The 16,776-nt window shown below is 42.8% G+C and carries 16 protein-coding genes; 6 read left to right on the top strand and 10 right to left on the bottom strand.

Translation table 11 applies throughout. The features are described from left to right. The first annotated feature begins 2 nt into the window (after positions 1–2). Positions 3–977 carry a T9SS type A sorting domain-containing protein gene (locus AC6JAD_RS04445; protein WP_461302345.1) on the top strand — a complete coding sequence of 325 codons (975 nt, stop codon included), beginning with the start codon at positions 3–5 and terminating at the stop codon, positions 975–977. An 18-nt stretch (positions 978–995) separates the two neighbouring features. Here AC6JAD_RS04445 and AC6JAD_RS04450 read toward each other — a convergent pair whose 3' ends face one another. The 6 genes from AC6JAD_RS04450 to AC6JAD_RS04475 all read right to left on the bottom strand — a co-directional run bounded on the left by AC6JAD_RS04450 (position 996) and on the right by AC6JAD_RS04475 (position 7,087). After that, a complete protein-coding gene (locus AC6JAD_RS04450) occupies positions 996–1,859 on the bottom strand; it encodes a cupin-like domain-containing protein (protein WP_461302344.1) in 864 nt (287 codons plus the stop codon). A gap of 124 nt (positions 1,860–1,983) precedes the next feature. Beyond that, positions 1,984–2,625 (bottom strand): fibronectin type III domain-containing protein, encoded by a 642-nt coding sequence (locus AC6JAD_RS04455; RefSeq protein WP_461302343.1) that lies wholly within the window; start codon positions 2,623–2,625, stop codon positions 1,984–1,986. 106 nt (positions 2,626–2,731) lie between these two features. Continuing rightward, the gene (gene bioB / locus AC6JAD_RS04460; protein WP_461302342.1) at positions 2,732–3,823 is read right to left on the bottom strand and encodes a biotin synthase BioB; all 1,092 of its coding nucleotides are present in this window, start codon (positions 3,821–3,823) and stop codon (positions 2,732–2,734) included. Between the two features lie 69 nt (positions 3,824–3,892). Then, positions 3,893–5,293: a flotillin family protein gene (locus AC6JAD_RS04465; protein WP_461302341.1), complete on the bottom strand. Its 1,401-nt coding sequence runs from the start codon at positions 5,291–5,293 to the stop codon at positions 3,893–3,895. Between the two features lies 1 nt (position 5,294). After that, positions 5,295–5,870 (bottom strand): hypothetical protein, encoded by a 576-nt coding sequence (locus AC6JAD_RS04470; protein WP_461302340.1) that lies wholly within the window; start codon positions 5,868–5,870, stop codon positions 5,295–5,297. A 65-nt stretch (positions 5,871–5,935) separates the two neighbouring features. Further along, entirely contained in the window at positions 5,936–7,087 is a 1,152-nt protein-coding gene (locus AC6JAD_RS04475) for a beta-ketoacyl synthase N-terminal-like domain-containing protein (RefSeq protein ID WP_461302339.1), read from the bottom strand. 67 nt (positions 7,088–7,154) lie between these two features. Here AC6JAD_RS04475 and AC6JAD_RS04480 point away from each other — a divergent pair, with 67 nt between their 5' ends. Next, on the top strand, positions 7,155–7,589 hold the full coding sequence (locus tag AC6JAD_RS04480) for a cytochrome c oxidase assembly factor Coa1 family protein (protein WP_461302338.1): 435 nt from the start codon (positions 7,155–7,157) through the stop codon (positions 7,587–7,589). On the opposite strand, the gene bioA is transcribed toward AC6JAD_RS04480, so the two are convergent. From bioA to AC6JAD_RS04500, 4 genes are read right to left on the bottom strand one after another with little or no spacing between them, the layout of a single operon-like run. Beyond that, entirely contained in the window at positions 7,586–8,851 is a 1,266-nt protein-coding gene (gene bioA / locus AC6JAD_RS04485) for an adenosylmethionine--8-amino-7-oxononanoate transaminase (RefSeq protein WP_461302337.1), read from the bottom strand. The genes AC6JAD_RS04480 and bioA overlap by 4 nt on opposite strands. Positions 8,852–8,887: 36 nt before the next feature. Beyond that, positions 8,888–9,505, bottom strand: a complete 618-nt coding sequence (gene bioD, locus AC6JAD_RS04490; protein WP_461302336.1) for a dethiobiotin synthase — start codon at positions 9,503–9,505, stop codon at positions 8,888–8,890. Between the two features lie 2 nt (positions 9,506–9,507). Then, positions 9,508–9,915 carry a putative signal transducing protein gene (locus AC6JAD_RS04495; RefSeq protein ID WP_461302335.1) on the bottom strand — a complete coding sequence of 136 codons (408 nt, stop codon included), beginning with the start codon at positions 9,913–9,915 and terminating at the stop codon, positions 9,508–9,510. Beyond that, complete coding sequence (locus AC6JAD_RS04500; RefSeq protein ID WP_461302334.1) at positions 9,912–11,066, bottom strand: aminotransferase class I/II-fold pyridoxal phosphate-dependent enzyme; 1,155 nt, start codon at positions 11,064–11,066, stop codon at positions 9,912–9,914. Before AC6JAD_RS04500 ends, AC6JAD_RS04495 begins: the two co-directional genes overlap by 4 nt. A 148-nt stretch (positions 11,067–11,214) precedes the next feature. Between AC6JAD_RS04500 and AC6JAD_RS04505 the strand changes: the two genes are divergently transcribed. The 4 genes from AC6JAD_RS04505 to AC6JAD_RS04520 all read left to right on the top strand — a co-directional run bounded on the left by AC6JAD_RS04505 (position 11,215) and on the right by AC6JAD_RS04520 (position 16,703). Continuing rightward, positions 11,215–12,780 (top strand): glycerol-3-phosphate dehydrogenase/oxidase, encoded by a 1,566-nt coding sequence (locus tag AC6JAD_RS04505; protein WP_461302333.1) that lies wholly within the window; start codon positions 11,215–11,217, stop codon positions 12,778–12,780. Positions 12,781–12,787: 7 nt separating this feature from the next. Continuing rightward, positions 12,788–14,278, top strand: coding sequence for a glycerol kinase GlpK (gene glpK / locus AC6JAD_RS04510; RefSeq protein ID WP_461302332.1), 1,491 nt, complete (start codon positions 12,788–12,790; stop codon positions 14,276–14,278). A 20-nt stretch (positions 14,279–14,298) separates the two neighbouring features. After that, a complete protein-coding gene (locus AC6JAD_RS04515) occupies positions 14,299–15,036 on the top strand; it encodes an MIP/aquaporin family protein (RefSeq protein ID WP_461302331.1) in 738 nt (245 codons plus the stop codon). A gap of 140 nt (positions 15,037–15,176) precedes the next feature. Continuing rightward, entirely contained in the window at positions 15,177–16,703 is a 1,527-nt protein-coding gene (locus AC6JAD_RS04520) for a S8 family peptidase (RefSeq protein WP_461302330.1), read from the top strand. The last annotated feature ends 73 nt before the right edge of the window (positions 16,704–16,776 follow it).

Below are 16,776 nucleotides of genomic sequence, written 5' to 3' on the forward strand. Positions count from 1 at the left end.
TTATGGTAAATGCAAGAACGCTTTGGCAGTCCCTGATCATTGGGGCCATGGGCTTACCCTTACAGGCCCAGATCACCCTGATACCCGATCCACAATTTGAAAGTCATTTAATTGCGGCTGGAATGGATACCGACGGCGAGGTGAATGGGCAGGTACTAACGGCAGACATTGCCGATGAAACCTCCCTGATCATCCTAGAAAACGGCACCCAGGATTTGACAGGGATACAGGATTTTGCGTCCCTGGAAGTTCTGGATTTGTTAAAATTGAATATAACCACCCTGAACCTGTCCGAAAACCAAAGTTTAAAACGTCTTTCTCTTGATCTTATAACATTAGAAGACTTAGATTTACATAATAATCTAAATCTTGAACGAATTAATCTAAATCTGGACACAACGGAATATCCGAGCAATCTTTCCGAACTGGACCTTAGCAACAATACGCTTTTGGAGATCATTTCAATTAGCGGAACTCAAATCACTCACTTAGATTTTTCCAATAACACAAATATTGGAAGTTCGTTTAGATTGGATTTTATGGATGACTTAATTGCCGTTAACCTAAGCAACGGAAACAACGGTAATATCAGTTTTTTACGAATAGAGGGTGTCCCTAATTTACAATGCGTACAGGTGGACGATCCCGCCGCCGTGATCGCGGGTACCGACCCTCCCTACGACAACTGGATCATTGAGAACGACCCGCTCATTACCGACGATTGCGAACTGGGCGTAGCAGGGTTTTTGGAAAAAAACATTGGCCTTTATCCCAATCCCGTGCGAAATGAACTATCCTTGGAAGTATTGCAGGGAATCTCCATTAAGGAAATTTCCATCTACAATGTACAAGGGGCACGGGTCCTTAAAAAGGAAGGGACTACTTCATTGGGTGTGTCTTCCCTGAGCCCGGGCGTATATTTTATGTCCATACAAACGGATAAGGGCATGGCCACCAAAAAGTTTGTGAAACTGTAAAAAGGTAGTCGCAGATATTTAGGAAATCCCTAAATTTTTATGCGTTCGGGCAATCGCTTTTTCATTCTTGGTATCTATCCAAGCCTGGCCTTTCCACCTTCGCATCATATTATCGAAATGGCGCATCCAGAAAATATTATAGACCGCGCGACCCAAGTTTTTCGGGTTTCTGGCTATGGCCCGTAAGCTCATGGAAAATCCAGGGGTTAGGTATCGCATATAATGCCAATAACCCTCTGGCATATACAGTACATGACCATGTTCCAAATGCCCAACGAATCCTTCAGCCTTTTTTAAAGCCGGCCATTTGTTGTAATCGGGATTCGCAAAATTGATGTCCTCCCGAACAATTAAGGAATGGGGTATTTTATAGAGGTAATCATTCTGTTTCTGATCGAACAGGATGACTTGTTTCCTTCCCTGAAAATGAAAATGGAATATATTGGCCAGATCAATGTCGTAGTGCATGAAAGTATAGCTATCTTCCCCTCCAAAAAACAACATAGGAAGACCTTTCATCAATTTCAATCCAAAATCGGGATAGGAGAAATCCTTTTGCAATTCGGGCACCTCTTTCAATATATTCCAAAGGAAAATACGATAGCGAGTGGGTTCTTTTTTCAACAATTCCACATATTCGCTCATCTTCATTTCTGCATGTGCTTGGTTGAATCCCTCATCATGTCGAACAGGGCGATCATCATATAAAGGAACTATCTTATCGCCTGCTACTTGTGCCATATAATCCAAATTCCACTTTTGTATGGCAGGCCAGTCATTCACAAAATTCTCTATGATGACAGGCTTTTGCGGTTTAAAATAATCTTTTATGAATTCTTCCTTGGTGATGGAAGATACCCTATCTATTTCTTGTAACTGCATAATGAAATGTAGGGCAAATTACAAAACTTTACGAAAATGACTTGCAAAATTCCTTCAACAAAAAAGCGCAGGGAACCATAGCGGATTCCACTGCGCTCGGGCACATGGCAAAATCGATAGCTAGTTAATTGCCATCTGTCGTTACCACCAACTGCTGGCTGTATTCGCTAAATCCATCGGTGCCGCAATCGGCACGAACGTAGATTTCATATGTGGTTCCGGGAAGCAACCCTGTGATTTCATAATTGGGAACACTGGAGTTCTGAGCGGTTCCTGTACCAGGGATATACCCAATGGTCCCGAACTCAACTTGCCAATCGGTTTCATTGTTTTCATCCCATGTCAATTCTATGGTCGTTTCACTCACTGTAACCAACGCCAAATTAGTTGGAGTATTACAAAGGTCTACGGTTTCCAGTGTTTGAAAAAGAGCGGAAATGTAATCGCTAAAACCATCACTACCACAATTGGAGCGAAGGAATACTTCATATGTGGTAGAAGGCTCTAAGCCTTCAATAAGAAACTCATTCTGCGAAGTCTGAACTACTTGACCGGTTCCCAATGAAAATCCATTAGGCCCATATTCAAATTCGAATGCAGATTCTCCGCCTGTATCCCAACTAAAGAATGCCGAATTACTATTTACTTGGTCTATGGAAAGGTTTTCTGCTTTAGAACAGTTATTATTGGTATTGTTGGAGTCATCATCGTTGGAGCAGCCAAACAAAAACGCACAAGCCACTGCCAACCAGAGCAGTTTTTTCATAAGTACAGGTTTTAAGATTAGGTAATGTTTGGCAGGTACCTAGAACGTAAAAATTATCTTAAAAATTGTACGTCGCTCTAATGAGCTATAAATTTTGGAAAGGAAACTATTTGGTCGCAGCCTTCGCTTTTGCTGCTTCGTTGCGATCTATGGTATGGCCTGGACGGGTCCACCTCGGCTTTTCTCCCATACCTTGGTATTGGGATTCATTAGCTTCTACTGTTTCCGGCTGTGCCTTTTTAACAAAAGGTTTCTGAGGGTTCAGTCCTAATAATTCGAACATTTCCATATCCTCGTTTACATCGGGATTGGGCGTAGTCAACAACTTATCCCCTGCAAAAATAGAATTAGCACCAGCAAAGAAACACATGGCCTGTCCTTCACGGCTCATTTCGGTACGGCCTGCAGAAAGACGTACTTGGGTTTGCGGCATCGTAATACGTGTCGTAGCCACCATTCGAATCATTTCCCAAATAGATACGGGTTCCTGATCTTCCATTGGGGTTCCTTCTACCGCCACCAATGCATTGATTGGCACACTTTCCGGCTGAGGACTTAGAGAAGCAAGTGCGACTAACATGCCCGCGCGATCTTCGACAGCCTCGCCCATACCAATAATTCCGCCACTACAAACCGTTACATTTGTCTTACGTACATTTCCTATGGTATCCAATCGGTCCTGATACGCCCGCGTAGAAATTACATCGGTATAGTAATCTTCTGAAGTATCCAAATTATGATTATAAGCATACAATCCTGCTTCGGCCAGACGTTTTGCTTGGTTTTCGGTTATCATTCCCAGCGTACAGCATACCTCCATATCGAGTTTGTTGATGGTACGCACCATTTCTAATACCTGATCAAATTCCTCTCCATCCTTCACATTCCGCCAAGCAGCACCCATACAAACCCGAGAGCTACCGCTTGCTTTTGCACGAAGGGCTTGTGCTTTTACATGGGAAACCGTCATTAAATCGTTTCCTTCTATGTCTGTATGATACCTGGCAGCCTGTGGACAATAGCCGCAATCCTCGGGACAACCTCCCGTTTTAATTGAGAGTAAGGTAGACACCTGAACCGTGTTGGGATCATGAAATTTTCTATGTACCGAAGCGGCTTCGTAGAGCAGCTCCATCATAGGTTTGTTATAAATTTCTAGGATTTCCTTTTTTGTCCAGTTGTGCTTTATCTCACTCATAAGCTTTGAAAAAGACCTGCAAGGTAACACCTGCAGGCCTGTTTTTTGATTTGTTATATGACAAAAATACTATTCTTCTTCAGAAATATCCTCGGCATCTTGAATTTCTTTGCCTTTCAAATAGTCCGGAAGTTGCATTCCAGCCATATTGAACATTTCTTGCAATGGTGGCACCGAACCGTACATTCCAGAAATGAAATTGGATGTGGACGTTTTACCGTTTTTAGAATTTCCGTTTTCCCAAACAGTTACCTTATCGATCTTAATATTTTTGATCGCTTCGGACTGAAGTTTCACCAATTCTGGCAGCTTATCGGCTATCAATAATAGCGCTGCATCCTGAGAATTATTTCCAGCAGCCTGAACGATCTTATCCAACCCTTCTGCTTGCTTCGTCAATACTTCAAAAATACCCTGAGCTTCGGCCTGCGCCTTGAAAAGGATTGCATCTGCTTCTCCTTTTGCCTGTCTTCTTATTTTCTCTGCTTCAGCTTCCGCATCTATTTCCACCTTCTTCTTGTCGATTTCGGCGGGAACGATGATATCTGCAAGTTGCGTACTACGCTCTCTTTCAGCACGGGTAATTTCTGCTTCTTTTTCGGCGATATAGGACTCTTCCAATGCTTTTGCCGCCTGTACTTTTTCGGAAGCAATCGCAACGCGCTCTGCTTCTGCTTCTTTCTGGCGGCGTTTCGCATTAGAGTTAGCTACCTCGATTTTTGCAGTGTTCTCCCCGTCTACAGCTTTCGCATTGGCAGCTGCGACTTGGGTACGTTCATCCTGAACTGCATTGGCTTCCCCAATGGAACCATCCCTGTTCTTTTCTGCCACAGATTTTCTAGCGGCATTGATAGCATGCGCTGCAGCTTCCTTACCAAGTGCCTCAATATAACCAGATTCATCTACGATATCGGTAATATTTACGTTGATGAGTTTTAATCCTACCTTCTTCAATTCAGATTCTACACTGGCAGAAATATTGCTCAAGAATTTATCCCTGTCGGAATTAATCTCTTCAATATCCATTGAGGCTACAACCAAACGCAACTGCCCGAAAATAATTTCCATGGCCAAATCCTGAATTTCTTGCTGGCCAAGACCCAACAATCGTTCAGCAGCATTCTGCATAACACCGGGCTCTGTAGAGACCCCAATCGTAAATCGGGAAGGTACATTTACCCTAATATTCTGCTTACTCAAAGCATTTATTAGATTTACCTCGATAGATATTGGTGTAAGATCCAGAAACTCGTAGTCCTGAACCACGGGCCAGATGAAGGCTGCCCCACCATGAATACATTTAGCGGAATTCCCGCTACCCACCTTTCCGTAGACAACTAGTATACGGTCTGAGGGACATCGTTTATACCTTCTTATAAAGGTGATAATAATGATGAAGAAAAATAAGATGGCAAATCCAATTGCCAGGAGCGGCGCAAAGCCCTCCAATTGTAATGGTAGTGTTAACATATTAGCTAGTGTGTTTATTTACAATTAATATTCCGCTGTCGGTAACTTGTGTTACAGTGACCACCTCACCTTGTGTTAGGTCGTGGTCCTCATCTGTAAGCGCATCTAGCTCCCTAAGGGTTCCCTGTACTTGCACTTGTACCTTCCCTATTCGGGATCTCTTAGCACCAATGGTAAGATATACTTCCCCTACTTTATTCTTTGCATTTTTCAACTTTAGGGAACCATCGCTGGTCAATTTCCCCAAGTAATAAAACAGGGTTGCCATTGCTAGCATCATTAGTAGTCCGCAGACCACAGAGATTGCAATGGTCATTCCCTTAGACATTCCTTCTTCAAGGCATGCAATTCCCGTCCATCCAAAAATGGTGAAAAAGCCCATTAAATTTTTAAAGGAAAGAAATTGAAACCCAATACCTGAATCTCCATCGATCTCAGCATCTACATCTCCTGTGTCTTCAATTTCCCCTCCAATGAAGGTAAGAACTACAAGGATTAGGAAGATAACCGAAGCCACAATGGCTGTGATCCAATATACCTTTTCAAAGGTACTTAACGCAGTAAACCAATCGCCCATAGAAATTAATTTAGTTAGTACTGAAAGATAATGACTTTTTAAAGTCGTTACAAATAAGCGGCTTCCTATTTTCCAACAATAATGCTCACCGCATTCCCACCAAAACCTACGGCATTTACCATAATGTGTTCCAGGGGTTTTTTAATTGGAATATCGTTAGAATAAAAGGGATTGGGAATGAACTCGTTTTGTTGCAACATGAGTACGGCCATTTCCACGCTCATCATACCTGAAGCTCCGAAGGTATGTCCCAAAAGCCATTTATTGGTCGTTAATAGCGGCAATTTGTTACGGAACACTTCCTTCACTGCGTTAAATTCGGCCTGATCGCCCTTCACGGTTCCTGGGGCATGCATGATTATGGCGTCTACGTGTTTTAGGCCGGATCGATCGAGTGCCTGCTTCATGGACTCCTGGAAACATTCGGCATTCTCACTTATAGCACTGCCGTGGGCAATTTCTTCTGCAGCAAATCCATATCCCAAAATTGTGGCCATTCGATTTTTGATCTCTCCTTTTTCAATCACAGCGACAGCTGCTCCCTCTCCCAACACCATGGTGTTCTTCTTCTTATCCAGTAGAAGGGATTCACATGGAAAATCTTCGGTTGAATTACTATAGAGTTTCATAGCCTGCATCTGGGCTAAGGTAAACGGTGTAAGTGCCGCTTCACTTCCGCCCACCACAAAGGCCTCTGCCATATCTGCCTGGAGCCAAGCAATACCATTGAGTAAAGCGTGCAATGCTGTTGAACACGTAACCGAATGCCCTACATGAATTCCACGAACACCTAAGTCCTGCCCTACCCAGGATGAAATATTGCCCAACGTTGTGGTAGGTGAAGAAAACGCAGATACTTTTCCCTTAGACCGAAATTGTTCGTGGTATTTTTCGAACAATCCGGTGGCTCCCCTAGAAGAGCCTATGGTAACCCCTACAGACTTATCGGAAAGGTGGTCTGGAAACGCACCTCGTGAAGCCAAAATGGCCAATAGGACGGAACGATCCAATTTCTTGTAGGCAGAATGGGATAGCTTCAACTGGGCAAGTTCTTCTTCTATGGTTGGAGTAACCTTTGACAAAGCGATTCGCTCTCCTGAAATGTTCTTGGAAGTAAATACAGGGGATGCGTTTTTGTAACATTTCCACACTTCCTCGAGACTCATCCCTAGAGCAGAAACAGATGCGATACCAGTAATTGAAATGGGATGTTGCAAGATTTTTTGGTAATTTCAGCAAAAATAAGGGTTCTGAAAATTGTGAATACGTAAAAACGGAAAAAACATGGAGGAAACTACAAAAAGAAAAAGTTGGTTTGGAAGAAATTGGCCTTGGGTGGTGCCAGTAGGAGGATGCCTTGTTGCTATTATCCTATTCATTGCATTCTTTGGTGCGCTATTCTTTGGGATCACTAGTATGATGACAGAATCGCAGGCTTATGAAGATGCTATGGAAATGGCGAACCAAAATCCACAGGTCATTGAATTTTTGGGGGAACCCCTAGAAAGCCATGGAATGATGAATGGCAGCATAAACTACACTAATGGTTTTGGTGAAGCCGATTTTACCATCCCTATTCGAGGTCCAAAAGGAGAAGGGACCTTAACCGTGCAGGGGCGAGGTCGTGGAGACAATTGGACCTACAGTAACATGAATGTGTATTTGGACGAAGTAGACCAAGTCATAAATCTATTGGAGGATCAGGAGTTTTTGGACTAAATGGCTTCTAACATCCCCAATATGGCATCATAGATCTTTTCCAACTCAGAATTGGAAATCACATACGGAGGCAACACATATACCGTGTTTCCCAATGGCCTAAGGAATATTCCTTGGTTCATGAAGTATTGGTACATTTCATTTCGTAGGGAACCATAACGATCCATTTCTAATGCGAGATCGATGGCCAATATAACCCCAAGGGATCGGGCATTCTTAACTTTGGTGTGCGTTTTAACCTCTTCGATAAACTCTTTATGCGATTGGGTAATCCTAAGAATATCTTTCTGAAAGGTTTCTGAAGTAAGTAAATCAATACCGGCTATAGCTGCCGCACATCCGAGTGGATGAGCACTATACGTATGGGCGTGAAAGAATCCTTTGGCTATCTCTTCATCCAAAAAAGCGTCGAAGACTTTTTGTGAACAACTGGTTATGCTCATAGGTGCCATTCCAGCTGTAAGTGCCTTACTTAAGCAAATAATGTCTGGTAGTGTCTCTAAATGAAGGGATGCAAAATGCTTTCCTGTTTTACCAAAACCCGTCATAACCTCATCGGCAACACAAAGGATATCATGTTCCTGACATACTCTAAGAATTCTCTCCAATCCTTCTGCCAAATGAAACTTCATGCCGGCGGCACCTTGCACCAATGGCTCATATACAAAAGCAGCACATTCATTTTCGGAAATGAGCCTTTTTAACTGTGACACAACACTGTCCAGATTGTCCTCCTGCGGTGTTGGGATACGCTCAACTTTCAGAAAGAAATCCTCGAAAGGGCCATTGTAAACAGAAAGCCCGGAAGCACTCATGGCCCCAAACGTATCACCGTGAAAACCATTTTCGAAAGCGATTAGGGTATCCCTTTTTTGCCCTTTATTGAAATGGTATTGCAAGGCCATTTTTATTCCTGCCTCTACCGCCGTAGAACCATTATCATTGAAAAAGATCTTTTGTTGATTGGAAGGCAGAATGGCCATCAATTTTTCGGAAAGTTGAACCGCAGGTTCATGGGTAAAGCCAGTAAAAACTACCAAATCCAGCTGCCGCATCTGCTCACTTACGGCAGCAATAATATGATCATTGCAATGACCGTACATGGCAGTATACCATGAGGCAATCCCATCTATATAGGAATTACCCGCCTCATCCCAAAAATGGACTCCTTTGGCCTTCACGATTCCTATGGGTTGGGGAGCATTATGGTGTTGTGTTAATGGATGCCAAATATGTTTTTGGTCACGTTGGGATAAGCTCATAAGGGTGGTTTGTTCTTGGTTCAAACGACTTTTACATTAGGATAGTATTTCCCTAAACATTTCGGCATACTCTTTAATAACATTACGATCTATATACGGCTCTTCATCGATTCGTCCCAAAATAGGCACGCCGCCCAATTTTTCAATGATACCTTCTGTGGTTGGATGTTCTGCCCCACTAAAAATAATACCTTCAATCGTTAAATTTCTGGCTTTAAGGCATTCAATGGTCGTAAGTGTATGGTTTATACTGCCCAAATAATGTCTTGAAACAACAATTACCCTATCACTGGGTAATATAAGATCGGCTACTGTTTCCGTGTCGTTGAGCGGAACCAACAAACCTCCTGCCCCTTCAATTACCAAAGTATTTTTGGTATTGGGGCGCAGCATATCCGCTATAGAAATCCCTACACCATCAATCTCTGCCGCAGCATGAGGACTCATGGGAGTATTTAGGTTGTACGCGCTATCATGGAAAACGCTCTTGGTATTGGCAACCCATCGTTTTATTTTACACAAATCTGAACGATCTAGTTCTCCCGCTTGCACGGGTTTCCAATAATCGGCTTCCAGGGCTTCTGTAAGAATGGCTGAAATTACCGTTTTTCCGACATCGGTAGAGATCCCGGTTATAAAATAAGATGGTCTCAAGATTACATAAATTTATGTTCGCACTGGCTGCAACGATAATCGTATCTATCCTTTCTGGATCGTTTTGTAAACAAATAACGAAGTAATGAAGGGATACTGGATGGAGCATCCATGGCATTAGAAAAAAAATGAACTTTCTTACTTCCACAATTAGGGCAGGTAATGGCTTTGCCTTCATCATCTGTCGAAAACTCACTTATGCTTTCCAAAATCTCCATTGCCCTGTCTACATCCCCTACGTACACATTCAGCTTTACCCCTCCAATAGCATTGCTGACCAAGGGGTCGGCATCTATGGTAACGCTATCTACCAAAAATGCAGGGATCCCTTCCGACTCCAATCTCCCTCTCATAACTTGGGCTTCCGAAGTATAGGTAAATCTTGCTATTGTTTCAAAGGTTTTTTTCATGCCGCAAAAATAGCCAAATGTTGTACAAGTTTCCGAATATCATTTTCGGAATTGAAACTATGCAAACAAATCCTTAGGCGTTCCTCCCCAATTGGCACGGTGGGAGACAAAATAGGTTTTACATCAAACCCTTTTCCACACAAAAAATCGGCGAATTCCTTTACAGCTCGGTTACTTGGTATCACCATGGAATGAATGGCCGAATTGCTAGCGATAAAACGATTGTCAAGATTATTCATCTTGATTTCATTACGTAATATTGCAATATTATGATGCAACTCTTTTACCATCTTACTATCTGTTGCCAGTTGTTCATATCCGGCACTTACGGTTGCAATAGTGTGAGGGGGAAGACCCGTCGTATACACAAAACTCCTCGCAAAATTTATGAGATAATCAATTACTTCCCGTTTTCCCAAGACTACGGCACCATGACACCCTAATGCCTTTCCAAAAGTTATAATCCTTGCAAAGAATGCGTCCTGTAAATTGAGCTCTTGCACCATTCCTTCTCCTTTCTCCCCCAGAATACCAAGGGCGTGTGCCTCGTCCACAATACAACGTGCCCCGTACTTTTTAGCTAGCTCTACCATAACTTGTAAATCAGGGGAATCTCCATCCATAGAAAAAACCGATTCCGTTACAATATAGATTTCTCCTCCCCCTAGTCGGTTCTTCACAACTGTTTGGCAAAGTGATTCCAAGGATTTATAGTCATTATGTGCATATTTATAGGCCTTTGCATGACTCATTCGAATTCCATCCCTTATTGAAGCGTGACACAACTCATCGAATAGTATCACATCTCCACGCTGGGGTATACTACTAAATACCCCCACATTGGCATCGTAGCCACTATTAAAAATTAGAGCGGCATCGGACTTGTGAAAATGGGCAATCTGATTTTCAGCGATTTGATACAGTTGATGATTTCCCGAAAGCAAACGCGATCCTGTCGCCCCATTTTGTTTAAGCTTTTGAGATACTAGGATTTCACCAGCCCGATCAAAAATACTTTCCGACTTGGAAAACCCAAGGTAGTCATTCGATGAAAAATCAATGTTTTCATTTGGACCATTCAATTGGCGTAACGACCCATTATTGGTACGTTCCAATATTTTGTCCTGAAGCTTACTGGGAAGTCCTGTCATACTTCAAAAATACAATCTACAATTCATTTATGCGGCAAAATTTTTATCAGGAATCCCCAGGCCCCAACTTTTGATCTTCAACATTTTCAGCAATCCCCTACTTTTTCACTAGATTTATAACTTATACTAATTTTTTCCAACCAAAAATTTGACAACACGTTCGGAATTTATTCGAAACCTTTCCACTACCGAAACTTGGGACATTGCGATCATTGGTGGTGGAGCAAGTGGCCTGGGCATCGCTGTAGATGCAGCCTCCAGGGGTTTAAAAACAGTTCTTTTCGAGAAATACGACTTCGCAAAGGGAACGAGTAGTAAAAGTACCAAACTAGTACATGGAGGCGTTCGATATCTAGCTCAGGGAAATGTGAAATTGGTTTCTGAAGCACTCGAAGAACGTGGCCTTTTGGCACAAAATGCTGGGCATTTATTCAAAAAACAGGAATTCATAATCCCTAATTACAAATGGTGGGGAGGACCTTACTATACTTTGGGATTAAAGGTATATGATGTGCTGTCAAAAAAGTTCAGCTTAGGAAGTTCTAAACTGTTGAAAAAGGACACGGTTATCAATGCCCTGCCTACCTTAATCACGGAGAATCTGACTAGTGGGGTTTCCTATTATGACGGTCAGTTCGATGATGCACGATTGGCCCTTAACCTTGCGCAAACGGCTGCAGAACATGGAGCCACGGTGCTCAATTACTTCCCTGTCTCTGCCCTTAATAACACTTCTGAACATACTATTGGCAGTCTATCGGTTACAGATTCTGAAACCCAGGAAATCTATGAAGTAAAGGCAAAGGTGGTCATTAATGCCACAGGGATTTTTACGGATAAAATACTGAAGATGAAAGACCCCAGCCATAAGAAAACGGTAATTCCGAGCCAGGGTATTCATTTAATGTTGGAACGGTCTTTTCTAAATAGCGATACAGCGCTCATGATTCCGAAGACTTCAGACGGAAGGGTGCTCTTCATTATTCCTTGGCATGACAAGGTAATTGCTGGAACGACCGATACCCTAATTAAGAAACCCAAAGTAGAGCCCATTCCATTAGAAACCGAAGTCGACTTTATTTTGGAAACCATCAACACCTACCTATCCAAAAAAGCCACAAGAAGCGATGTGCTTTCTGTTTTTAGTGGATTACGTCCGTTAGCTAAACCGAAAAAAGACGAAACCAACACCAAAGAGGTTTCTAGAAGCCATAAGATTATCTTAGACGACAATCTTATTAGCATTGTGGGAGGAAAATGGACCACCTACAGGAAAATGGCCGAAGATGTACTGGATACGGCAATCAATAATTTCGATTTACCCTCTGTCCCCTGTAAAACGAAAGGTATCGCCATACACGGAAACCCTTTGGATGATACTTACAATCCCTATCCTTTCAGTTTTTATGGAACCGATTTCGAATTGTATAAAACACTAGAAGACCAGGATTCCAGATATAAACAGCCATTGCATAGTAAGTATCCATACACTTACGGACAAGTGGTATGGGCTGTCCGCAATGAAATGGCCCGAACCGTAGAGGATTTTCTTTCGCGTCGAATCAGATTGCTATTATTAGACGCCAAGGCCGCGGTAGAAATAGCTCCAAAAGTAGCTGAACTTATGGCTACAGAGCTCCAGCAATCCCAATCTTGGCAGGAAGAGCAAATTCATCAATTCGAAGAACTTGCCAAAAAATATATTCTAAATTAATTGAAGCATGAGCACTTATATTCTATCTATCGATCAAGGAACCACCTCATCTAGAGCCATTCTTTTCAATAAGGAAGGTGAAAATAAGGGAACGGGACAACAAGATTTTGAACAGATTTTCCCGAAGCCGGGATGGGTAGAACACGATGCCAATGAAATTTGGGATTCGCAATGGAATGCCATTCAGCAGGCACTCACTTCAAGTGGAACAACCGGGGATCACATTGCAGCAATTGGGATTACCAATCAGCGGGAAACCACCTTAGTCTGGGATCGACAAACGGGAGAACCTATCCACAATGCCATAGTTTGGCAAGATAGAAGAACTGCAAAGTTTTGTGATTCGTTGCGGGAGGCAGGGCATGTGGAGACCTTCAAAAAGAAAACCGGCTTGGTCATAGATGCTTATTTCTCCGGCACTAAATTGAAATGGATATTGGATCATGTAGATGGCGCAAGGGAAAAAGCAAAAAATGGGCAGCTTTGTTTTGGAACCATAGATAGTTGGTTAATCTGGAAGTTGACCCATGGCACAGTGCATGTGACCGATGCCAGTAATGCCAGTAGAACACTACTATTCAATATCCATACATTGGAATGGGATGACCAACTGCTTGAATTATTGGATATTCCTAAGGCTATCCTGCCCGAAGTTAAGGGCAGTAGTGAAATAGTAGGTAAAACACACGAAGGATTATTTTCAAAAAGAATTCCGATTTCAGGGATTGCTGGAGATCAGCAAGCTGCACTTTTTGGTCAGCAATGCACCCAAAAAGGCATGGTTAAGAATACCTATGGAACAGGTTGTTTCCTCCTAATGAACACTGGTGAATCACCAGTATACTCGGAGAACAATTTACTCACCACAATAGCGTGGAAAATTGGAGACACAGTACATTATGCCCTGGAAGGAAGTGTTTTTGTGGGAGGGGCCGCTGTGCAATGGATCCGGGATGGATTACAATTAATTAAGGATGCTTCGGAAATTGAAGTACTGGCGACAAGTGTAGCGGATAATGGCGGTGTTTACTTTGTACCTGCCCTTGCCGGGTTAGGAGCACCCTATTGGGATAGTTATGCCCGGGGTGCCATTGTAGGATTAACGAGAGGAACCACGCATGCACATATTGCCAGGGCCACGCTCGAAGGTATTGCCTATCAAGTATACGATATTGTTAAAGCAATGGAAGCCGATGCCAACACAGAGGGAAGTGAATTGCGGGTAGATGGCGGTGCAACTGCCAACAATTTTTTGCTACAGTTTCAAAGTGATCTATTTGGATTTCCTGTGGTGCGACCCAAACAATTGGAAAGTACAGCACTGGGTGCCGCTTATTTGGCTGGATTGGCCGTCGGGTATTGGGAGAACCAAGAAAGTCTTCAAGCCCAATGGGCAAAGGATCGAACCTTTGAACCAACTGCAGACTCCGAACATGTTGCGACGCTTATTACCCAATGGCATAAAGCCGTAGGAAGAAGTAAAAATTGGATTGAATAATACCATAAAAACATAATGATATGACTCCTTTTATAGCAGAAATCCTTGGAACATTTATTCTTATATTATTGGGTAACGGAGTGGTTGCCAACGTTGTATTGAAAGGAACCAAGGGAAATAACTCTGGATGGATTGTAATTACCACAGGGTGGGCCTTGGCTGTTTATGTAGCTGTACTTATTGCAGGTCCCGTTAGTGGTGCGCATATTAATCCAGCCGTAACTATCTCTGTGGCGATTGCCGGAAGTTTTGATTGGGCCTTGGTCCCCATGTATATCTTGGGACAATTGATCGGGGCCATGCTCGGTGCCTTTTGTGTATGGCTTTTCCACAAAAAACACTACGATGCAACAGAGGATGCCGGTGGTATTGCCGCTACCTTTTGCACAGCTCCTGCCATCAGGAATACTGCTTCTAACTTCTTTTCGGAGGTCATTGGGACTTTTGTGCTATTACTTGCCGTATTTTATATTGCCGGACCTGAGTTCACATCAGCTTCGGGAGAAACTGCCATTATTGGTTTAGGTTCTTTAGGAGCGCTTCCAGTGGCTCTCATTGTTTGGGCTATTGGCCTTTCGCTGGGAGGAACCACGGGATATGCTATAAATCCTGCACGGGATTTAGGTCCAAGAATCGTTTACTCCATTCTACCATTTAAAAACAAACAATCCGACTGGGGTTATTCTTGGATACCCATTATCGCCCCTATTTTGGGAGGCGCTTTGGCCGCGGGCTTATATATGATTCTTAGTTCTTAGCATAAAAAATCAGGTTTTAAGGTTTCTATTGAGAATTTGAAAAATTTATGAATGAAAAATTATCACATTCTCAATTTTTTAGTAAATTTAATAGATATGTTATGCATGCATAACAATCAATAAACCTAAAAACCATCAACATGAAAAAATTAGTACCTCTATGGGCCTGTGCCTTACTTTTGTTAGGATCCTGTAGCCAAGAAGATCCGGCAGTTTTAGACTCTTCTTCAGATTTAACAGCCAACACAAATGACGAAATGCGCCTTCTTAGTATTGAGGAGATTAACGAATTTATTGACCGATCTTTTGAGACCCAAGGATATTTCGATTGGCAAAATGCCACAACCCAAGTTCTTTGGAGTGCCGCTGTACACGGAGAAGAAATGTTGACCATCGGCTATGGACCCCAAGGCATGAGTTTTCGGGAGAAAGGCAGTGATCAATTTTCAGACATTAAGAACAACATCCTAGATGTCATTACCGCAACCTCCGGAACGAATAGAAAAGCCTTAAAGGTCCTGGAAGATGATACCTTTAATTATATGGACGTTGAAATTATGTCCTATGCTACTGTTGAAGCATTGAGAAACATGGATTATATCCGTTATCTCGAGCCCAATGCATATTCCTTTTACGAAATGAAAACCAAAGAAGGGCCTGCCCAAAGGAGTGCAGGGTGTGATATGTCTGGTTCAAATTTAAACTCCGGTGATTATTCAGTAGTATCCCCAGGAGCTTATGTTTCCTGGACTTTCGATCGCCACAATATTCCACAAGCCTGGGCACAAAGTACCGGGCAGGGAATCACCGTTGGCGTAATTGATACGGGACTTTCTCCCCATCAACCCAAGCTGGGAAATCAATTCAATACCGATGGCTCCGTATCGAGCCGAACTGTTGAAAAATATGGAACGTATATAGACTCCCCATGGTGGTGGAGCAATAATGTAGATGGTCCAGATGACAAATGCGGACATGGAACATCCATGGCAGCTACCCTATCGGCACCAAGGAATAACGATCAGCAAGCATTGGGTGTAGCCTACAACTGTAATCTTGTTTCCTATCGTGGAACGGCAGATGTAGTGCTTAACGATTATCATGAGCGAAAGGGAGTATCTAATGCTTTAAAAGCCTTGGCAAACAGAAGCGATGTAAAAATAATTTCCATGTCCATTGGCTATCCCTGGAGTATCGGGAATGTTCGAGATGCTGTTCGCTATGCCCACAACAGAGGCAAACTGCTATTTGCCGCTGGAGGAACTTCGACCTCATGGACCAACTGGTATCCCGTTATTTTTCCCGCCAATATGAGCGAGTGCGTTGCCGTTACCGGAATCAGGGATTTGGGTGCTGGAGTCTATCAGCAATGCGACAATTGCCACGACGGCTCCCAAATTGAATTTACTGTTGTTATGGAGCGACAAAACAGCACGAGTCGTACTGGTGTGACCTTAGGTTTTTATGCGGGTGATGATGATTATGTAGGAGGATCTTCGGTTGCCACAGCCACAACGGCTGGTATAGCTGCCTTGGTTTGGGCCAGAAATCCTGGTTGGAGCCGAGCACAAGTTCTTCAAAAGCTGAGACAATCTGCAGAATTATACAACAACCCGAGCAATAATTATGGCTACGGAAACATAGACGCACTTCAAGCCGTTCAATAAACTTTTACAACCATCAACTATAAGAAAAGCGTATTCCCTGGAATACGCTTTTTGTATTGAATAATATGAATTG

The organism is Aureisphaera sp., from assembly GCF_059726885.1.